General features: G+C 70.4%; 21 protein-coding genes. 10 read left to right on the plus strand and 11 right to left on the minus strand.

The genetic code is table 11. From position 1 onward, the window contains the following. Positions 1-307: 307 nt before the first annotated feature. The 5 genes from afsQ1 (at position 308) to BFF76_RS11345 (ending at position 4,200) form a co-directional block, all read left to right on the plus strand. Positions 308-985: a two-component system response regulator AfsQ1 gene (gene afsQ1 / locus BFF76_RS11325; protein WP_015578482.1), complete on the plus strand. Its 678-nt coding sequence runs from the start codon at positions 308-310 to the stop codon at positions 983-985. Next, a complete protein-coding gene (locus tag BFF76_RS11330; RefSeq protein ID WP_031096700.1) occupies positions 982-2,511 on the plus strand; it encodes a sensor histidine kinase in 1,530 nt (509 codons plus the stop codon). Before afsQ1 ends, BFF76_RS11330 begins: the two co-directional genes overlap by 4 nt. After that, a complete protein-coding gene (locus BFF76_RS11335) occupies positions 2,511-3,161 on the plus strand; it encodes a hypothetical protein (RefSeq protein ID WP_107418416.1) in 651 nt (216 codons plus the stop codon). Before BFF76_RS11330 ends, BFF76_RS11335 begins: the two co-directional genes overlap by 1 nt. Before the next feature lie 168 nt (positions 3,162-3,329). After that, positions 3,330-3,905: a VanZ family protein gene (locus tag BFF76_RS11340; protein WP_065848154.1), complete on the plus strand. Its 576-nt coding sequence runs from the start codon at positions 3,330-3,332 to the stop codon at positions 3,903-3,905. Between the two features lie 91 nt (positions 3,906-3,996). Further along, positions 3,997-4,200: a PspC domain-containing protein gene (locus BFF76_RS11345; protein WP_031096694.1), complete on the plus strand. Its 204-nt coding sequence runs from the start codon at positions 3,997-3,999 to the stop codon at positions 4,198-4,200. 75 nt (positions 4,201-4,275) lie between these two features. On the opposite strand, the gene BFF76_RS11350 is transcribed toward BFF76_RS11345, so the two are convergent. Together BFF76_RS11350 and BFF76_RS11355 are read right to left on the minus strand one after the other, a co-directional pair. Next, entirely contained in the window at positions 4,276-4,575 is a 300-nt protein-coding gene (locus tag BFF76_RS11350; protein ID WP_031096692.1) for a hypothetical protein, read from the minus strand. 135 nt (positions 4,576-4,710) lie between these two features. Further along, positions 4,711-5,898, minus strand: coding sequence for an adenosine deaminase (locus tag BFF76_RS11355; RefSeq protein WP_065848134.1), 1,188 nt, complete (start codon positions 5,896-5,898; stop codon positions 4,711-4,713). A gap of 103 nt (positions 5,899-6,001) precedes the next feature. Here BFF76_RS11355 and BFF76_RS11360 point away from each other — a divergent pair, with 103 nt between their 5' ends. Beyond that, complete coding sequence (locus BFF76_RS11360) at positions 6,002-6,760, plus strand: alpha/beta hydrolase (RefSeq protein ID WP_053930336.1); 759 nt, start codon at positions 6,002-6,004, stop codon at positions 6,758-6,760. A gap of 30 nt (positions 6,761-6,790) precedes the next feature. On the opposite strand, the gene BFF76_RS11365 is transcribed toward BFF76_RS11360, so the two are convergent. Beyond that, the gene (locus BFF76_RS11365) at positions 6,791-7,744 is read right to left on the minus strand and encodes a LysR family transcriptional regulator (RefSeq protein ID WP_065848135.1); all 954 of its coding nucleotides are present in this window, start codon (positions 7,742-7,744) and stop codon (positions 6,791-6,793) included. Positions 7,745-7,806: 62 nt separating this feature from the next. On the opposite strand from BFF76_RS11365, the gene BFF76_RS11370 reads away from it, so the two are divergent. The 4 genes from BFF76_RS11370 (at position 7,807) to BFF76_RS33680 (ending at position 11,318) form a co-directional block, all read left to right on the plus strand. Continuing rightward, the gene (locus BFF76_RS11370) at positions 7,807-9,114 is read left to right on the plus strand and encodes an MFS transporter (RefSeq protein ID WP_053930334.1); all 1,308 of its coding nucleotides are present in this window, start codon (positions 7,807-7,809) and stop codon (positions 9,112-9,114) included. Positions 9,115-9,212: 98 nt separating this feature from the next. Next, a complete protein-coding gene (locus BFF76_RS11375; protein ID WP_234351868.1) occupies positions 9,213-9,920 on the plus strand; it encodes a L,D-transpeptidase family protein in 708 nt (235 codons plus the stop codon). 97 nt (positions 9,921-10,017) lie between these two features. Beyond that, positions 10,018-11,007: a sigma-70 family RNA polymerase sigma factor gene (locus BFF76_RS11380; RefSeq protein WP_065848136.1), complete on the plus strand. Its 990-nt coding sequence runs from the start codon at positions 10,018-10,020 to the stop codon at positions 11,005-11,007. Next, a complete protein-coding gene (locus BFF76_RS33680) occupies positions 11,004-11,318 on the plus strand; it encodes a hypothetical protein (protein ID WP_065848137.1) in 315 nt (104 codons plus the stop codon). Before BFF76_RS11380 ends, BFF76_RS33680 begins: the two co-directional genes overlap by 4 nt. A 7-nt stretch (positions 11,319-11,325) precedes the next feature. On the opposite strand, the gene BFF76_RS11390 is transcribed toward BFF76_RS33680, so the two are convergent. The 8 genes from BFF76_RS11390 to BFF76_RS11425 all read right to left on the minus strand — a co-directional run bounded on the left by BFF76_RS11390 (position 11,326) and on the right by BFF76_RS11425 (position 19,496). Then, positions 11,326-11,670 (minus strand): STAS domain-containing protein, encoded by a 345-nt coding sequence (locus tag BFF76_RS11390; RefSeq protein ID WP_031096680.1) that lies wholly within the window; start codon positions 11,668-11,670, stop codon positions 11,326-11,328. Between the two features lie 21 nt (positions 11,671-11,691). Then, positions 11,692-12,282, minus strand: coding sequence for a Uma2 family endonuclease (locus BFF76_RS11395; RefSeq protein ID WP_031096678.1), 591 nt, complete (start codon positions 12,280-12,282; stop codon positions 11,692-11,694). A 98-nt stretch (positions 12,283-12,380) separates the two neighbouring features. Further along, a complete protein-coding gene (locus BFF76_RS11400; RefSeq protein ID WP_031096676.1) occupies positions 12,381-13,658 on the minus strand; it encodes a thymidine phosphorylase in 1,278 nt (425 codons plus the stop codon). A 140-nt stretch (positions 13,659-13,798) separates the two neighbouring features. After that, complete coding sequence (locus BFF76_RS11405; protein WP_031096675.1) at positions 13,799-14,200, minus strand: cytidine deaminase; 402 nt, start codon at positions 14,198-14,200, stop codon at positions 13,799-13,801. Beyond that, entirely contained in the window at positions 14,197-15,486 is a 1,290-nt protein-coding gene (locus tag BFF76_RS11410) for an ABC transporter permease (protein ID WP_031096673.1), read from the minus strand. Before BFF76_RS11410 ends, BFF76_RS11405 begins: the two co-directional genes overlap by 4 nt. Further along, positions 15,483-16,598: an ABC transporter permease gene (locus BFF76_RS11415; protein WP_031096671.1), complete on the minus strand. Its 1,116-nt coding sequence runs from the start codon at positions 16,596-16,598 to the stop codon at positions 15,483-15,485. The genes BFF76_RS11410 and BFF76_RS11415 overlap by 4 nt, the downstream gene beginning before the upstream one ends. Further along, a complete protein-coding gene (locus BFF76_RS11420; RefSeq protein ID WP_031096670.1) occupies positions 16,595-18,202 on the minus strand; it encodes an ABC transporter ATP-binding protein in 1,608 nt (535 codons plus the stop codon). Before BFF76_RS11420 ends, BFF76_RS11415 begins: the two co-directional genes overlap by 4 nt. Before the next feature lie 253 nt (positions 18,203-18,455). After that, the gene (locus BFF76_RS11425; protein ID WP_031096669.1) at positions 18,456-19,496 is read right to left on the minus strand and encodes a BMP family lipoprotein; all 1,041 of its coding nucleotides are present in this window, start codon (positions 19,494-19,496) and stop codon (positions 18,456-18,458) included. Between the last annotated feature and the right edge of the window lie 52 nt (positions 19,497-19,548).

Below are 19,548 nucleotides of genomic sequence, written 5' to 3' on the forward strand. Positions count from 1 at the left end.
GCCCGGAGAAGTCCGGCGCCGCGAACACACCCCCGCGCTCCGGCGCCGGACTTCTCCGGGCCCCGCCCGATGTCGTGGAGGCGTGTGGCAACTGCGCTTGAGGTGGTGCTGTGCAGTGCGTTCATCTGGCGCCCCCCATCGGTGGAGTCCGTTCGTTCCGTGTGCCATTGAGCTTGCCGGGGCAGTTTCATGGCCCTGTCCCCCGACTGTCACAGAGCTGTCACAGGGCATGTCGCCGTGCCGGGCAGGCGGATCAAGTCGGGGGGACTGTCGAAACGTGGCACCACCATGGGCCAGAATGACCCCCGTGCCTTTCCTGTTGCTGATCGAGGACGATGACGCCATCCGCACGGCCCTCGAACTCTCACTGTCACGCCAGGGCCACCGTGTGGCCACTGCGGCGACGGGAGAGGACGGTCTGGAGCTGCTCAGGGAGCAGCGGCCCGACCTGGTTGTGCTGGATGTGATGCTGCCCGGGATCGACGGTTTCGAGGTGTGCCGGAGGATCCGGCGTACCGACCAGCTGCCGATCATTCTGCTGACCGCGCGCAGCGACGACATCGACGTCGTGGTGGGACTGGAGTCCGGCGCGGACGACTATGTCGTGAAACCCGTACAGGGCCGGGTGCTCGATGCCCGTATCCGCGCGGTCCTGCGCCGCGGGGAGAGGGAGTCCACCGACTCGGCGACCTTCGGGAGTGTCGTCATCGACCGTTCGGCGATGACCGTCACGAAGAACGGGGAGGACCTGCAGCTCACGCCGACCGAGCTGCGACTCCTGCTCGAACTGAGCCGACGGCCCGGACAGGCCCTGTCACGGCAGCAGTTGCTGCGCCTCGTGTGGGAGCACGACTACCTGGGTGACTCACGGCTGGTGGACGCCTGTGTGCAGCGGCTGCGGGCGAAGGTGGAGGACGTGCCGTCCTCGCCGACTCTGATCCGTACCGTGCGCGGTGTGGGCTACCGGCTGGATTCGCCTCAGTGAGCGATTCCGCGAAGCGGTCCGTACTCGCGGGTCTTCGCTGGACCAGCCTGCGGCTGCGGCTGCTGATCGTGTTCGCGCTGGTGGCTCTGACTGCCGCAGTCTCCGCGTCGGGCATCGCCTACTGGCTCAACCGTGAGGCCGTCCTGACGCGTACGCAGGACACGGCGCTCGGCGACTTCCGCCGCCAGATGCAGAACCGGGCGGCCTCGCTGCCGCTGCACCCGACGGCGGTCGATCTGCGGGACGCCGCCGAGCAGATGGCCAGCAGCGGCCCGGGCTATCACGTGCTGCTGATCGGCACCAGTGAGGGCAAGCCCGTCACGGGCTCCTCCGACCTCGACTCCTTCACCAAGGCCGACGTGCCCGCCTCGCTGCAGAAGCAGGTGAACAAGAAGCAGCCGCTGACGTCGGCCAACACCTTTGAGTACCACCTGTTCTGGCAGCGTACGACGTTGGGCAACACCCCGTACCTGGTGGCCGGCACGAAGATCATCGGCGGTGGTCCGGCCGGATACATGCTGAAGTCGCTCGACCAGGAGCGCGAGGACCTCAGTTCGCTGGCGTGGTCCCTGGGCATCGCCACCGCGCTGGCCCTCGTCGGCTCGGCCCTCCTCGCCCAGGCCTCGGCGACGACCGTGCTGCGGCCGGTGCAGCGGCTCGGCGACGCGGCCCGGAAGCTCGGCGAGGGCAAGCTCGACACCCGTCTCGTGGTCTCCGGCAACGACGAACTCGCCGATCTCTCCCATACGTTCAACAAGGCCGCGAGCTCCCTGGAGAAGAAGGTCGCGGACATGAGCGCGCGGGAGGAGTCGAGCCGCCGTTTCGTCGCAGACATGTCGCACGAGCTGCGCACCCCGCTGACCGCGATCACAGCGGTCGCGGAGGTGCTGGAGGACGAGGCGGACAGCCTCGACCCGATGATCGCTCCGGCGGTGCACCTGGTGGTGAGCGAGACCCGGCGGCTGAACGACCTGGTCGAGAACCTCATGGAGGTCACCCGCTTCGACGCCGGTACGGCCCGCCTCGTCCTGGACACGGTCGACGTCGCCGACCAGGTGACCGCCTGCATCGACGCGCGTGCCTGGCTGGACGCGGTCGATCTGGACGCGGAGCGCGGCATCATGGTGCGGCTGGATCCGCGCCGGCTCGACGTGATCCTGGCGAATCTGATCGGCAACGCCCTCAAGCACGGCGGATCACCGGTGCGGGTGTCCGTGCGGACCGACGAGGACGACCTGGTCATCGAGGTACGCGACCACGGCCCGGGCATCCCCGAGGAGGTCCTGCCGCATGTGTTCGACCGCTTCTACAAGGCGAGCGCGTCCCGCCCGCGGTCCGAAGGCAGTGGGCTCGGGCTGTCCATCGCGGTGGAGAACGCCCATATCCACGGTGGTGACATCACGGCCTCGAATCTTCCGGACGGCGAGGGCGCGGTGTTCGTGCTGCGGCTCCCGCGGGACGCGGAGAAGCTGACCGGCGACCAGGACGACGACCCTGACCGGAACGAGAAGGGCGACGAGAAGTGATGCGCGGCGACCAGGCGTACGCAACCCCGCGCGAGGGCCGGCTGCGGCGCCGAACCGGGCGGACCGTCGCCGCGCTGGCAGCGGTCGTGGCATGCGCGGCGCTGGCCGCGGGCTGCGGCATCCGCAGCACCTCGGTGCCGGTCGACGCCGGGGCGGCCCCGTCCCGGATGCCGTGCCGCACGACATCGGCGCAGGCGACCGCGCCCCCGTCGGAGGGTGCGGCCGTGCGGATCTATCTGGTCTGCGCCTCGCAGCTCGTGACCGTGGAGCGCACCGTCGGGGTCGACGAGTCGCGGTCCGATCCCCTCCTGATCGCTCAGGCGCTCCTGAGCGAACTGCAGCGGAACCCGGATGCCGACGAGCGGCGGGCCGGATTCTCGACCGACGTGCCGGCGGGGCTGCGGGTCGCCGACGCCCGCGAGGGGGACCCGCAGGGCACCCTGCGCCTCAGCGAGCAGCCGGACGACCTTCCGGCGGAGGCGCTCGCGCAGGTGGTGTGCTCGTACGCGGAGAGCGAGTCGCTCGGTTCCGGGGGTTCGGTGCTCCTCGGCGGGCCGGGGAACTACACCCCGCGGGGCTATCTGTGTACGTCGGAGACGAAGACCCGGCTCGGCGAGGTACCCACGCTGGGCGCGGTCAAGCTGTCCTGAGGTCCGTGAGCCCTGAGGTCCGTGGGGGCACCGCCGTCGCGGTCTCCGGTCGCCGTCCGTCCTCCGCAGTCCGTACTGCTGTGACCGCCCCTTCCGGGGGTCCGTGCCGCTCGTCACAGAGCCTCGCCGGGACCGGGCGGAACCGATCCTGCCGGTCGTGGCGTCTTGGTGCACGTGCGTCACAGTTCGGACGGTCCGGCCGTCATCCGCTTCCGCGCGGCGGGGGTATTCCTCCTCCTCGTGCATCTGCTGCTCGTCGGCTGGCTGACGCTGCGCCCGCTGGACGTGCCCTGGGTGACGGCTGCGAACCTGCAGCCCTTCGCCGGGATCAGGGCGGATCTGGCCCTGGGCCCGGCCGAGGCGGTGCGCCGCATCGGTGAGGACCTGCTCCTGCTGGCTCCGCTGGGCGTACTCCTGCCGATGGCGGGCGGCAGGCTGCTGGTCTCCCCGTGGGCCTCGCTGGCCCGTACGGTGGCGGCCGGGTCGCTGATCTCGATGGCCATCGAGCTGGCGCAGACGGGTGTGCCCGGCCAGGTCGTCGACGTCGACTCACTGCTCCTGAACACCACGGGTGTCGCACTGGCCCATCTGCTGGTCGTCCCGCTGTCACGGTCACGGCTGCGCCGGGGCAACCGGGCGGGGGCCGGCGACCTCTCGCGGATCGGCAGCGGGCTCCGGCCGTACAGGGGTGAGGCCTCTCAGGGGTCGACCCCGACGATTACCAGGGTGGGTATCGCACCGTAGAGCGATGCTTTGTACCCCTTCGCGGGTCCACCATGGAGGTACAGGGAGCACGGCCGAGTGCTCCCCGGAACGCTTCGCGAAGGAGCCCACCATGGCCGCACTTGTCCGCCCCACCGAGGGCCGCATGATCGGCGGGGTGTGCGCAGCGCTGGCACGGCGCTTCGGCACCTCCGCAGGAACGATGCGCGTCATCTTCCTGGTGTCGTGCCTGCTCCCCGGCCCGCAGTTCCTGCTCTACCTTGCGCTGTGGGTGCTGCTGCCGTCGGAGAAGAGCCCGGCCACGACGGCCTGGTGACCGTCGGGACCACGGGGAGAAAGCCGTGGGGCGCACACCCGGACCGGGTGTGCGCCCCACCTGCGTGTGCGGTGATCAGGCGCCGAGCGGCAGGGCGCCGGTCAGGCCACCGGCCGGCAGGCCGCCGAGCAGGTTCGAGCCGGGCGCCGAGAGCTCGCTGCCACCGCGCTGCTGCTGGTCGAGAAGTCCACCGGCCGCCTTCTGCACGGCGGGCAGCGCGTCGGCGGTGACGGAGTCGAGCGCGATGCCGGCGGGCAGGGCGCCGGCCACTGCGTCGACGGGCACGGCGACGGCGGAGGCACTGCCCGCGCCGACGGCGGCGAAAGCGGCACCGAGAGCGGCGACACCGAGGGTCCTGACAGCAGACTGCTTCATGTGAAATTCATCCTTGGGGAGAGGGATGTGAGCGGCTCTGAAACGTAGTCAGCCGCGCACCCCTCCCGCAAACATGCCGGGACACGGAAAACGGCCGGGAATCCGATGCCCCCGGCCGCTCCGCTTTCCGTTCGTTCAGCCCGCGACGGACGACGAACTGCTGGTCACAGCCATCTGGTCAAAAAGCCACTCCGACTTCAGCTCCGCATAACCGGGCTTCACGACGTCGTTGATCATCGCCAGACGTTCATCGAAAGGAATGAACGCTGATTTCATCGCATTGACTGTGAACCACTGCATGTCGTCGAGCGTGTATCCGAATGTCTCGGCCAGCCGCTCGAATTCCTGGCTCATGCTCGTCCCGCTCATCAGCCGGTTGTCCGTGTTCACGGTGGCGCGGAAATGCAGCTTCCGCAGCAGCCCGATGGGGTGCTCGGCGTACGACGACGCGGCCCCGGTCTGGAGGTTGGAGGTCGGGCAGAGTTCCAGCGGGATCCGCTTGTCGCGCACGTAGGAGGCGAGACGCCCCAGCGTCACGCTGCCGTCCTCGGCGACCTCGATGTCGTCGATGATGCGGACGCCGTGGCCGAGCCGGTCCGCGCCGCACCACTGCAGCGCCTGCCAGATCGACGGCAGGCCGAAGGCCTCACCGGCGTGGATGGTGAAGTGGTTGTTCTCGCGCTTGAGGTATTCGAAGGCGTCCAGGTGCCGGGTGGGAGGGTAGCCCGCCTCGGCGCCCGCGATGTCGAAGCCGACCACACCCAGGTCGCGGTAGCGGTTGGCGAGTTCGGCGATCTCCAGGGCGCGTGCGGCGTGCCGCATCGCGGTGAGGAGGGCGCCGACGCGGATGCGGTGACCGTTCGCGCGGGCCCTGCGCTCACCCTCGCGGAAACCGTCGTTGACCGCCTCGACGACCTCTTCGAGTGACAGACCGGCGGTGAGGTGCTGCTCGGGCGCGTAGCGCACCTCGGCGTAGACGACACCGTCCTCGGCGAGGTCCTCCGCGCACTCCGCGGCCACCCGGAACAGGGCCTCACGGGTCTGCATGACGGCGCAGGTGTGGGCGAACGTCTCCAGGTAGCGCTCCAGCGAACCGGAGTCGGCCGCTTCGCGGAACCAGGTGCCCAGCTTGTCGGGGTCGGCTTCGGGCAAGGCGTCGATGGGGGCACCTCCCATGCCCTTGAGGCTATGGGGGCCCTGCGCGAGCGCCAGTTCGACGATCGTGCCGGGGCGCAGGCCGCCGTCGAGATGGTCGTGGAGCAGCACCTTGGGCGCGCGGCGGATCTGGTCGGGACCGGGGACATTCGGGGTCTGGCTCGTCATTCGGGCACTCTAGCGCCTACGCGCGTAGATTTCCGAGTGCCGATACGTAACAGTGACCGCGAAGCCAGATGGAATACACCTGCCCTTCTGACACTGTTCTGTCATGGCACAGCGCGCACTTCCCCTGCCCGAAGCCAGGCTTGGGCGGGCCGTTCTCACGGCCGGAGCAGCACCCGAGGTCAGCGGCGTCGTCCTGCTGCTCCCGGACGGCGAGACCGACTCCCGGCGCCGCCCCTCCGCCTTCTCGTACGCGGCACAGCTGCCGTTCGCCCGGGCCCTGGCCCGGGCGGGCCAGGAGGACGGGCTCGCGGTGCACGTGGTGCGCTACCGCACCCGGGGCTGGAACGCCGGCGCGGATCCGGCGGCCGACGCCCACTGGGCGGCCGACGAGGTCGTACGCCGCTACGGCGATATCCCCGTGTGCCTCGTCGGCCACGGCATGGGAGGCCGCGCGGCCCTGCGCGGCGCCGGGCACGACGCCGTCAACTCCGCACTCGCGATGGCCCCCTGGCTTCCGGAGGGCGTGGAGCAGGAACCCGAACCGGTGAGACATCTGGCGGGCCGCCGGGTCCTGATCGTGCACGGCACGAACGACGCGCGGACCAATCCGGAGCTCTCCTACCGGCTGGCCGAGCGGGTCAAGAAGGCCAACCGGCACACCTGCCGCTTCGAGGTCCACTCGGACGGGAACGCACTGCGCCAGCACCGCCCCGAAGTGGTGGCGCTGGCCTCGGACTTCATACGGGGCTCGCTGTTCGCCCGGCCGTACGCCCGCCCGGTCGCCGACGCCTTCGCGGCTCCCCCGCCGCTGGGACTGCGGATGCCGCTGGCGGCGGGGTTCGGGCGGTCGCTGAGGCACTGAGGACGAGGCACTGGGCCAGCGGTCGCGGGATCAGTCCGGCAGCAGGTTCCCCCGGCGCGACAGCAGGAAGCGCTTGAAGGCGGCCACCGGCGGCGTGTCGGGGTGGCCGTCCAGCCAGGCGACCCCGATCTCGCGGGCCGCGCGCGGCGCCGTCACCGTCAGCTCGACCACTCCGGGCCGGGCCACTGCGGGCGGCGGCAGCAGCGCCACCCCGAGCCCGGCCGCGACCAGGCCGCGCAGCGTCTCAGCCTCCTCGCCCTCGAACGCGACGCGCGGGGTGAAGCCGGCCTCGGCGCAGAGGTCGTCGGTGATCCGCCGCAGCCCGTAACCGGGTTCGAGGGTGACGAACGTTTCGTCGGCGGCCTCGGCGAGGCGGATGCGCCGGCGGTCCGCCAGCCGGTGGTCTTCGGGGACGACCAGCCGCAGCCGCTGCTCGTCCAGGCGCATGGCGACGAGGTCCGGGGCGTCGGGGACGGGGGAGGTGAGGCAGAGGTCGAGGCCGCCCGCCCGCAGGCGCTCGATCATCGCCTCGCCGTAGTTCTGGACGAGCTGGAAGCGGACCCGGGGGTGGTCCGCGCGGAAGGCGCGGATCAGGGCGGGCACGGTCTCGGAGCCCATGGTGTGCAGGAAGCCGAAGGCGACCCTGCCCGCCGCGGGGTCGGCGTCGGCGCGTACCGAGTCGGCGGCCCTCTCCACCTCCGCCAGGGCGCGTTCGGCGGAGCCGAGGAAGGTACGCCCCGCGGGGGTGAGCGAGACGGTGCGGCCCCGGCGGGCGAACAGGGCGACCCCCAGGTCCTGTTCCAGCCTCACCATGGCCCGCGACAGCGTCGACTGGGGGACGCCCAGCTCGTGCGCGGCACGGGTGACGTGCTCGTGGCGGGCCACCGCCTCGAAGTACGCGAGGCGTGGAGCGAGGACGGCCCGGATGTCTTCTTCGTAACTGCTGGGTGACAGCCGCGGCTGTGAGCTGTGCTGATGCGCCATGGGAACGATTATGAAGGTTTCATGCATTGGACGCATGAAACCGTCCGGTCTACGTTCGCCGTATGCCTCCTGCCAGTACCGGGGCGTCCACCGTCGTGCTGGACGCCGCCGTTCCGTCATCTCCCGCCGCCGTCCCCCCCGCCGTCCCCGACCGCCTCACGCCCGGCGGTCCCGGCTATCGCCGGATGAGCTTCGCGCTCTTCGCGGCGGGGATCGCGACCTTCGCGCTCCTCTACTCCACCCAGGCCCTGCTGCCGGCCATCTCGGCGTCCTACGGCGCGACGGCCGGCCAGGCGAGCTGGACGGTCTCCGCTGCGACCGGGGCGCTGGCCCTGTGCGTCCTGCCGCTGAGCGCGCTCTCCGAGCGCTTCGGGCGGCGCCGGATGATGACGGCCTCCCTGGCGGTGGCCGTGGTGGTCGGGCTGCTCATACCCTTCGCCCCGTCGCTCGGCTGGCTGATCGCGCTGCGCGCGGTCCAGGGCGCGGCACTGGCCGGACTGCCCGCCTCGGCGATGGCCTACCTGGCCGAGGAGGTGCGGCCCAAGGCCCTGGTGGCCGCGATCGGGCTGTTCGTGGCGGGCAACAGCATCGGCGGTATGAGCGGCCGCATCCTCGCGGGCTGGGTCGCCCAGCTGTGGGGCTGGCGGATGGCGCTCGGCGCGATCGGGCTGCTCGCCGTGACCTGCGCCGTCGTCTTCCACCTCATGATTCCCAGGGCCCGGCACTTCAGCCCCGCCTCGCTCAACCCGAAGGCCCTCGCGAAGACGGTCACCGGACACCTCTCCGACCCGCTGCTGCGCCGGCTGTACGCGATCGGCGCCCTGTTCATGACAGTGTTCGGGGCGGTCTACACCGTCATCGGCTACCGGCTCGTCGAGGAGCCCTTCAGCCTCCCGCAGGGCATCGTCGGCTCGGTCTTCCTGGTCTACCTCGTCGGCACGCTCTCCTCCGCCGCCGCGGGCCGTCTGGTCGCCCGGCTGGGGCGCCGGGGCGCGCTCTACCTGGCCGTCTCCACGACCGCGGCCGGCCTGCTGCTCTCCCTCGCCGACCAGCTCGCCGCCGTCCTCGCCGGCCTCGTCCTGATCACGGCCGGCTTCTTCGCCGGGCACGCGGTCGCCTCGTCCTCGGTGAGCCGTACGGCGACGTCGGGCCGCGCCCAGGCTTCGGCGCTGTACCAGTCCGCGTACTACCTGGGCTCCAGCGCGGGCGGCACGCTGGGTGCCGTCGCCTTCCACACGGGAGGCTGGGCCGGCACGGTCGCGCTGGGCGTCCTGGCGGTCCTCGGTGTCCTGTCGATCACCCTGTTCGGGACCCGGGCGGCGCGGACCGAGCGGCTCCGCACGGCGTCCCCGGCACCGGTGCACAACTGAGACCTTCCCGGCACAACCGCTGCTCCCCCGAGCGCGTCCAACAAGCGGAGTCACACACCGCGGGCGAACGCGAAGGGGAGCAGGCGTACATGAGAATCATGGGGAACATACGCGACGTACGGGTGCGGCGCGGTGCCGTACTGTCCGTCGCCGGCCTGGTGGCAGCACCGGCCCTCGTCCTGGGCACCGGGACAGCCGCCCAGGCGGCGTCCTGCACCGCGTCCACCGGGCCGTACCAGAAGCAGGTCGAGAAGTGGCTGGGCCGGACAGCCGACGGCCGTCAGTCGGCCGCCGACTGCACGGCGATCCGTTCGTTCCAGGCCGGCAAGGGCATCACCCCGGCCGCCGGGTACGCGGGGCCGGTCACCTGGCGCACGATGAAGACGATCACCGCCCAGAAGGCGGCGGGGAAGACCCCCAACGCGGCGAAGAAGTGCCCCACGAACAAGGGGCGCATCGCCTGCGTGGACCTCACCCGGCAGCTGAGCTGGATCCAGGACGGATCCAGGCTGAAGTTCGGCCCGGTGCCGGTGCGCACGGGCCGCAACGGCGACGAGACGCGGACCGGTTCCAAGAAGATCTACTGGCGCAACATCGACCACTGGTCGACGCTCTACGACGTCAGCATGCCGTACGCCCAGTTCTTCGACGGCGGGCAGGCGTTCCACTCGGTCACCAAGTCCATGTACAACAACCCGGGATCCGCGGGCTGCGTCAACATGCGTCCCTCGGACGCGAAGTCGTACTGGAACCTGTTGAAGAACGGCGACGACGTCTACGTCTACGGACGCAAGCCCGGCACCTGAGCAGCGGTCTCCGCGCTTCCGGCCCCGGTTGTCAGTGCCCTGCGGTAGCTTCCACAGTGCCGAGTGAGCGGTGTCACAGCGCAACAGGGGTGGAGCGATGAGTGATCAGACAGCGACGGCGGACGTCGACAGCCGGCTGGAGGGACACCGGGTCGAGCTGACCGGCTTCTGCTACCGGATGCTCGGCTCGGCCTTCGAGGCGGAGGACGCGGTCCAGGACACGCTGGTGCGCGCCTGGCGCAACTTCGAGAAGTTCGAGGGCCGTTCCTCCCTGCGCTCGTGGCTGTACCGCATCGCGACGAACGTCTGCCTCGACATGCTGAACGCGGGCAACAAGCGGGCCAGGCCGGTGGATCTGACCGGCCCGACTCCGCTGGCCCAGGCCGCGCTGAACCCCCTCCCGGAGAACACCTGGCTGGAGCCGATGCCGGACGGGCGCATCCTGCCGTCGGTGGCCGACCCGGCGGAGGCCGCCGTGGCCCGCGAGTCGGTGCGCCTCGCGTTCGTCGCCGCGCTCCAGCACCTGCCGCCCAAGCAGCGTGCGGTGCTGATCCTGCGCGAGGTCCTGGCGTGGAGGGCCAGCGAGGTCGCCGAGCTGCTCGACACCTCGGTCGCCTCGGTCAACAGCGCCCTGCAGCGGGCCCGGGCGACGCTGTCGGACAGGGACACCACGGCACCGGACACCGCGAATCCGCTGGACGACGAGCAGCGCAAGCTGCTGGACCGCTATGTGGCGGCCTTCGAGGGGTACGACATGGCGGCGCTGACGGCGCTGCTCCATGAGGACGCCGTGATGACCATGCCGCCGTTCGATCTCTGGCTGCGGGGACACGACGACATCTCCGGCTTCATGCTCAGCTTCGGCGCGTCCTGCGCGGGTTCCCGGCTGGTGGCGACCGAGGCCAACGGAACGCCGGCCTTCGCTCACTACAAGCCGAATCCGGACGGGCCGGGCTTCGTGCCGTGGGCGGTGCAGGTCATCGACATCTCGGACGGTGCCATCACCGGGATGCACTGCTTCCTGGACACCCCGCGCTGGTTCCCGCTGTTCGGGCTGCCGGACCACCTGGAGGCCGACGCCTCGTGAGTGTGAGACGTCCCGTGGTGGTCGGCTGGGCCCTCCTGGTGGTGGGTGGCTGGGCGGCGACGCTGTGGCTGGGCGAGCCGGTCGCCACGGCGGGGCCGGGCCCCTCACCCGCAGCCCGGGTATCGGATGACGACAATCCTGAGCCCGGGCCGCAGCCGGAGGGCTCGTGCCCGACGCGGAGACCGGCACCGACGCCGTCGGCGATCGCGGTGCCGTCACTGAAGGACATGCCGGACGAGTACGCGGTAGGACGTGCGGAGCTGGTCATCTGCAGCTACAGCGTGGTCCGCGACACCGCCGTGGCCCGCTGAGCTCCGGTCACTCCGGAGCCGGCCGGACGTTGCGCACCACGTCGGACAGCCCCACCAGGTCCAGCAGCGCCCCGAGTTCGGCCGGGACGTTGCGCAGCCGCAGCTCGACACCTCCGGCCCGGCGTGCGACGAGCCCCAGTCGGGCGACGGCCTCGACCAGGGCCAGATCCGGGTGCACGACACCGCCCACGTCGCAGTCCACCACGGCGGCCTCCGGGGCGTCGCTCAGCAGCGCCTCCAGCCGGGCGCAGAGGCCCGGCACATCGGCGCGGGTGACGCGGCCGGTGAGGACGAGGGCGTTCGGAGTCATGGCATCCACACCAGGGAGACCGGCGGGCTGCCCGAAACTCATCGACGGCCGCATACCTGTGACTCAGCTGACAGGGAACGCCCCGGTGTCCAGGTCCAGTTGGAACGGCTTGGGCAGGGTCAGCGTCTCCCCGTACTCGACCGCTTCCAGGACCCGGTAGGTGCCGTCGCTCGGCTCCCCGTACAGGGTCGCGGTCGGGCGTCCGGTGTGCCACGGGTCGAGCAGGAGGAACAGTTCGATGCCGGCCTTCGCGTACCCGTGCGCCTTGCCGATGCGGTCGTGGTTGGCGTTGGCCGGTGAGGTGATCTCCACGACGAGACGGACTTCCTCCGCCGGTACGCGATTGCCGGGTCCGGACGCGACCGCCCGCGGCACGACGACGAGATCGGGGATGTACAGCCCGGCGCGTCCGGGCACGGAGACACCGAGGGTCTGGTAGATCCCCCAGTCCTCCGGGATCACGGAGTACAGCCTGCGCTGGAGCAGCTCCGCGGTGGTGTTGTGGTCCTTGGACGGCGGTGGCGACACGGTGACGATCCCCTCGATGATCTCCACCTTGCAGCCCTCGGGCGCGTCCGTCTCCTCCCAGATCCGGACGAGGTCGTCCCACCCCTGGCCGTGGCCCGGTCCGGGATCGACGGTGAGTGCGCTCATGGCGGTCTCCTCTTATCGGTGCGTCACCGAGTCCAGCATGCCGAACGGGACCGGTGGTGGTCCACCGGTCCCGTTCACCCGAAAGGGAAAGCCGCAGGTCAGGCGATACGTTCCCGCACCACCGGCGTGGCGGTGAAGGGCGTGCCGGCCGGGGCGATGTCGTACGAGCCGGGCAGCGCCTTCAGCGCGTACTCGAACTTCTCGGAGGTGTCCGTGTGCAGGGTCAGCAGCGGCTGCCCCTCGGTCACCGTGTCGCCCGGCTTGGCGTGCAGCTCGACGCCCGCGCCCGCCTGCACCGGGTCCTCCTTGCGTGCGCGGCCCGCGCCGAGGCGCCAGGCGGCGACGCCGACGTCGTACGCGTCCAGGCGGGTCAGCACGCCCGAGGACGGGGCGGTGATCACGTGCTGCTCGCGGGCGACGGGGAGTTCGGCGTCCGGGTCGCCTCCCTGCGCGGAGATCATGCGGCGCCACACGTCCATGGCGGAGCCGTCGGCGAGGGCCTTCTCCGGGTCGGCGTCCTTGAGTCCGGCGGCGTCGAGCATCTCGCGGGCGAGTGCGAGGGTCAGGTCGATCACGTCCTGCGGGCCACCGCCGGCGAGGACCTCGACGGACTCACGCACCTCCAGGGCGTTGCCCGCGGTCAGACCGAGGGGGGTCGCCATGTCGGTGAGCAGTGCCACGGTGCGTACGCCGCTGTCGGTGCCCAGCGCGACCATGGTGGAGGCCAGTTCGCGGGCGTCCTCGATGGTCTTCATGAAGGCGCCCGAGCCGACCTTGACGTCCAGGACGAGCGCCCCGGTGCCCTCGGCGATCTTCTTGGACATGATCGAGCTGGCGATCAGCGGGATCGCCTCGACTGTGCCCGTGACGTCGCGCAGCGCGTAAAGCTTCTTGTCGGCGGGGGCGAGCCCGTCGCCCGCCGCGCAGATCACGGCGCCGGTGGTGTCGAGGACGTCGAGCATCTCGGCGTTGGAGAGGTGGGCGCGCCAGCCGGGGATGGACTCCAGCTTGTCGAGAGTGCCGCCGGTGTGGCCGAGGCCCCGGCCGCTGAGCTGCGGGACAGCGGCGCCGCAGGCGGCGACCAGCGGGGCGAGCGGCAGGGTGATCTTGTCGCCGACGCCGCCCGTGGAGTGCTTGTCGGTGGTGGGGCGGGAGAGCGCGCCGAAGTCCATCCGCTCGCCGGAGGCGATCATCGCGGCGGTCCAGCGGGCGATCTCGGTGCGGTTCATGCCGTTCAGCAGGATCGCCATGGCCAGTGCGGACATCTGCTCGTCGGCGACCTCGCCGCGGGTGTACGCGTCGATGACCCAGTCGATCTGCTCGGGGCTGAGCTCGCCGCGGTCCCGCTTGGTGCGGATGACGGAGATGGCGTCCATGGGATGGGAGTCCTTCCGGCCGGATGGGTAGGCGAGAGAGTCCCGTTGACTCTACGCGCATAGAGAGGGAACGTTCCGCCACCCCGCTCCCCGGGCGGGCCGGGTGGACCGGTCCGGGGAACGGGGTGGCGGCGGGGGCACTACCCCAGGTTCTGCGGCCCGAAGGCCTGCGGCAGCATCTCGTCGAGCGTACGGAGACCCTCCGGGGTCTCCAGCACGAGCCCCGGGCCGCCGAACTCGTACAGCAGCTGACGGCACCGCCCGCACGGCACGAGCACCGCGCCCGCGCCGTCCACGCAGGTGAAGTGGGTCAGCCGGCCGCCACCCGTGGCGGCCAGCTGCGAGACCAGCCCGCACTCGGCGCACAGGCCGATGCCGTACGAGGCGTTCTCGACGTTGCAGCCGGTGATCATGCGGCCGTCGTCCACGAGGGCCGCCACGCCGACCGGGTAGCCCGAGTACGGGGCGTACGCCCGGGACATCGCGTCCCGGGCGGCCTCGCGCAGCGCGTCCCAGTCGACGGGTGCCGCGTCTGCCGTCACTTCCCCTGCCCCTTCCGGTAGCGCATGCCGTCCGCCTTCGGCATGCGCAGACGCTGGGCGGAGAGGGACAGCACGAGGAGGGTGACGACGTACGGGGTGGCGCTGACGAACTCGGTGGGCACCGTGTCGGTGGAGAGGTACCAGACCAGCACCGCGGCCGCGATGACCGCGCTGATGACACCGGGGACGTAGCTCTTGCGGTAGAGCTTCCAGACCGCGAGGACGGCCAGCATGACGACGAGCAGCAGGAGCAGCGCGTGGACGGACTCGCCGCCGTTGCGCAGCTGGAGCGCGTCGGCGAAGCCGAACAGGCCGGCGCCCATGGCGAGTCCGCCCGGCCGCCAGTTACCGAAGATCATCGCGGCGAGACCGATGTATCCGCGGCCGCCGGTCTGGCCCTCGTTGTAGATGTGCGAGGTGACCAGGGAGAGGAAGGCACCGCCGAGACCGGCCAGGCCTCCGGAGATGATCACGGCGATGTACTTGTAGCGGTACACGTTCACGCCGAGGGACTCCGCGGCGACCGGGTTCTCGCCGCAGGAGCGCAGGCGCAGACCGAAGGCGGTCCTCCACAGGACGAAGAACGTGCCGACGAAGAGCCCCGCGGCCACCACGGTCAGCAGCGAGACGTGGGTGACGAGTCCGCCGAGGATGCCCGCGAGGTCGGAGACGAAGAACCAGTGGTGCACTTCGACCGAGTGCAGCCAGTCCGAGAGGCCGGGCACCGTGAACTGCGTGATGCTGTCGGCCGGCGGCGACTGCTTGGGGCTGCCGCCCTTCTCCGCCGCGTCACCCGTGTTGAACCAGAGCTTGGCGAGGTACGTCGTGAAGCCGAGCGCCAGGATGTTGATGGCGATACCGGAGATGATGTGGTCCACGCCGAACGTGACGGTCGCGAACGCGTGCAGCAGCCCGCCGAGCATGCCGCCCACGACACCGGCCAGGACACCGATCCAGGGGTCGGTCTGCCAGCCGGCCCAGGCACCGAAGAAGGTGCCGAGGATCATCATGCCCTCGAGGCCGATGTTGACCACGCCGGCCCGCTCGGCCCAGAGACCGCCGAGACCGGCCAGACCGATCGGCACGGCCATCGCGAGGGCCGCGCTGATCTGGCCGGCCGAGGTGACGTCCTGGGCCCCGGTGATGGCCCGTACGGCGGACAGCGCGAGCAGGGCAGCCGCGATGATCAGCAGTACGACGGGGAAAGTGAAGCGGGTGCGGCCGCCCTTGCCGCCGGAGACCTTGGGGGCCGCGGGCGGCGGGGTGGAAGTCGCCGTGGCGCTCACGCCGACACCTCCTGCTGGTCGGAGTTACGTGCGGCCTTGGCGGCGAGTTCCGCTCCGACCCTGCTCTGCTGGCGCTTGAGGCCGTACCGGCGGACGACCTCGTAGGCGATGACGACGCAGAGGACGATGACGCCCTGGATGACGCCGACGATCTCCTTGTCGTAGCCCTCGAACTCGAGCTTGCCGGTGCCGCGCTCCAGGAAGCCCCAGAGCAGCGCGCCGAGCGCGATGCCGACGGGGTGGTTACGGCCGAGGAGCGCGATGGCGATCCCGGTGAAGCCGATGCCGACCGGGAAGTCGCCGCTGTACTCGTAGCTGTCGTTGAGCAGCGTCGGCATGCCGATCAGGCCGGCCATACCGCCGGAGATCAGCATGGAGGTGACGACCATCTTCCTGACGTCGACACCGCTGGCCTCGGCGGCCGATCCGGACTGCCCGACCGTACGGAGATCGAAGCCGAACCGGGTGCGGCCGAGCGTGAACCAGTAGGCGAATCCGGCGACGACCGCGACGACGATGAAGCCCCAGACGGGCGTCGGCGTGGTCGGGAACTCGAAGAAGTGCGAGGACTCCGGGATCGGGGTGGTGGACACCTTCGTGCCGGCCTCGTCGAGATGCCCGAGGCGGCCCTGCTGGAGGAGGTAGCCGATGATCGCCGTCGCGATGGAGTTCAGCATGATCGTCGAGACGACCTCGCTGACTCCGCGGGTGACCTTCAGGAGACCGGCGATCCCGGCCCACATCGCTCCGACGATCATCGCGGTGAGGATGATCAGCGGGATCTGGAGGGCGCCCGGCAGGGTCAGCGCACCGCCGACCGCGGCGGCGAAGAAGGCGGCCAGGCGGTACTGGCCGTCGACGCCGATGTTGAAGAGGTTCATGCGGAAGCCGATGGCGACCGCGAGACCTGCGAGGTAGTAGGTCGTCCCCTTGTTGAGGATGTAGACCTGGCTGTCGGACTTCAGCCCGTAGTCGAACATGATGCCGAAGGCGCTGAACGGTTCCTTGCCGGTGGCGGCGAGCACCAGAGCGGTGACCAGGAACGCGACCACGATCGCGAGCAGCGGGGCGGCGATCCCCAGGAGCAGCCGCTCCTTGTCGAACTTCTTCATCGGTCCTCTCCCCCGTCCCGGGGGTCGGTTCCGGAGCCGTCTGCCCCGGAGTCGTCGCTGCCCGGTGCTTCCAGGTGGCCGGAGGCCGCGCCGGTCATCGCCGAGCCGAGCTCCTCGGGAGTGACGGCCGCCGGGTCGGCGTCCGCCACGAGCTTGCCGCGGTACATGACGCGCAGCGTGTCGGAGAGCCCGATGAGCTCGTCGAGGTCCGCGGAGATCAGCAGGACCGCGAGGCCCTCGTGGCGCGCTTCGCGGATCTGGTCCCAGATCTGCGCCTGCGCACCGACGTCCACGCCCCGGGTGGGATGCGCGGCGATCAGCAGCTTGGGGTTGTGGCTCATCTCGCGGCCGACGATCAGCTTCTGCTGGTTGCCGCCGGAGAGCGAGGCCGCGGTGACCTCGATGCCGGGGGTGCGGACGTCGTACTCGCGCACGATCCGCTCGGTGTCGGCGCGCGCCGCCTTGAGGTCGAGGAACGCGCCCTTGCTGTTGGGCTTCTCGGTGACGTGGCCCAGCATGCGGTTCTCCCAGAGCGGTGCTTCCAGGAGAAGGCCGTGCCGGTGCCGGTCCTCGGGGATGACGGCCATGCCGTCCTCGCGGCGCTTGCGGGTGGCCGCGTGGGAGATGTCGGCGCCGTCGAGCGTGAGCGAACCGGTGTCGAGGGTGCGCATGCCCATGATGGCGTCGACGAGTTCGGACTGGCCGTTGCCCTCGACGCCCGCGATGCCGAGCACTTCGCCCTTGTGGATCGTGAAGGTGATGCCGTCGAGCACGGCGCGCACCACACCGTCGGGGTCGGTGGCCGTCAGCCGCAGGTCCTCGACCGTCAGCATCGGGGTGTCGGTGACGGTGGACTCCCGGGTCTCGGGCGAGGGGAGTTCACTGCCCACCATCAGCTCCGCGAGCTGCTTGCTGGTCGTGTTCGCGGGGTCGGCGGTGCCCACCGTCGTTCCGCGCCGGATCACGGTGATCTCGTCGGCGACCGACAGCACCTCGCCCAGCTTGTGGGAGATGAAGATGACGGTGAGGCCCTCCGCCTTCAGCTCACGCAGGTTGTCGAAGAGGGCGTCGACCTCCTGCGGCACGAGGACGGCCGTGGGCTCGTCGAGGATCAGGGTGCGGGCGCCGCGGTAGAGGACCTTGAGGATCTCCACCCGCTGGCGGTCGGCGACCCCGAGGTCCTCGACGACCGCGTCGGGGCGGACACCGAGGCCGTACGCGTCGGAGATCTCCTTGATCTTCGCCCGCGCCCTGTCGCCGATGCCGTGCAGCTTCTCGGAGCCGAGAACGACGTTCTCGAGGACCGTGAGGTAGTCGGCGAGCATGAAGTGCTGGTGCACCATGCCGATACCGCGGCCGATGGCGTCGCCCGGGCTGGTGAACGAGACCTGTTCACCATCCACCGAGATGGTGCCCTCGTCCGGCTTCTGCATCCCGTAAAGGATCTTCATCAGGGTGGACTTGCCGGCGCCGTTCTCACCGACGAGGGCGTGGACGGTGCCGCGGCTCACCGTGATGTCGATGTCGTGGTTGGCCACGACGCCGGGGAATCGTTTGGTGATGCCGCGGAGCTCTACGGCATGAGGACTGCTGGACGCTTTGATGGCGCACTCTCCTTGGCAGGAGCGGAGGGCGGGCGATGTACGGACACAGCGCGGGGACCGGTGGCGAAAACTACCGTGGCCGGCGGGCACTACGCGCGTAGCGCCGCCGAATCGTCGGCCACCCGGCGAAGGGCGGCGGACCAGGGGCACGATACCGAAGCACGCCGGGAGTCCCGGCCCGGAGGTACACGTGAACCGGGGTCCGCGGGCGCGGTGGAAACCGCACCCGCGGACCCCGGTGTGAGTGGTCCGGTCAGAGCGTGGTCTTGACCTTGATCGAGCCGTCGGCGATCTTCTTCTTCGCCTCGTCGATCTTGGCCTGGATGTCCGTGAGGTGGTCACCCGTGGTGGTCAGGCTGACGCCGTCCTCGGCCAGCGAGTAGGACTGCGTGCCGCTGAGCGGCTTGCCGTCCTTGATGGACTTCACCAGCTCGTAGACACCGCTGTCGACGTTCTTCACGACCGACGTCATGATCGTGTCGGCGTACTTCGACAGGGCCGGGTCCTTGGCCTGGTCGGAGTCGACGCCGATGGACCAGGCGCCCTTCTTGCCCGCGACGGCCTCGATCGCACCGGCGCCGGAGCCGCCCGCCGCGGCGAAGACCACGTCCGCGCCCTTGTCCAGCATGCCCTTGGCAGCGGCCTCACCCTTGTCCGGGCTGCCGAAACCGGACAGGTCGGAACCGGTGGACAGGTACTGGATCTGGACCTTGGCCTTCGGGTTCGTGTCGATCACGCCCTGCTGGAAGCCGGCCGCGAACTTCTTGATCAGCGGAAGGTCGACGCCGCCGATGAAGCCGACCTGACCGTCCTTGGACTTCAGCGCCGCCGCGACACCGGCGAGGTACGAGCCCTGCTCCTCGGTGAAGACGATGGAGGCCACGTTCTTGGCCTCGGAGACCGAGTCGATCAGGCCGAAGGTGGTGTCGGGGTGCGACTTGGCGACCTTGTCGATCGCGGCCTGGTAGGCGAAGCCGACACCGATCACCGGGTTGTAGCCGCCCTCGGCGAGCGACGCCAGACGCTGCTCACGGTCGGCCGGGGTCTCGCCGCTCTTGGCGGTGAGCTCCTTGGTCTCGGCGTCGAACTCGGCCTTGGCCTTGTCCAGACCACGGGCGGCGGAGTCGTTGAACGAGTTGTCGCCACGGCCGCCGACGTCGTAGGCCATGCCGATCTTCATCTGGTCCTTGTCGGAACCAGTGCTTTCGGTGGACGATTCACCGCAGGCGGTAGCGGTGAAGGCGAGAGCCGCGGAAACGGTACACGCAGCAGCGATCTTGGATACGCGGCGCAAGGGACGCTCCTTCAAACCTGACCGAAGCGCCTCTTCCGGCGCTGGTTTCGCG

The sequence above is a fragment of the Streptomyces mutomycini genome (genome assembly GCF_001700505.1).
GTDB lineage: Bacteria > Actinomycetota > Actinomycetes > Streptomycetales > Streptomycetaceae > Streptomyces > Streptomyces mutomycini.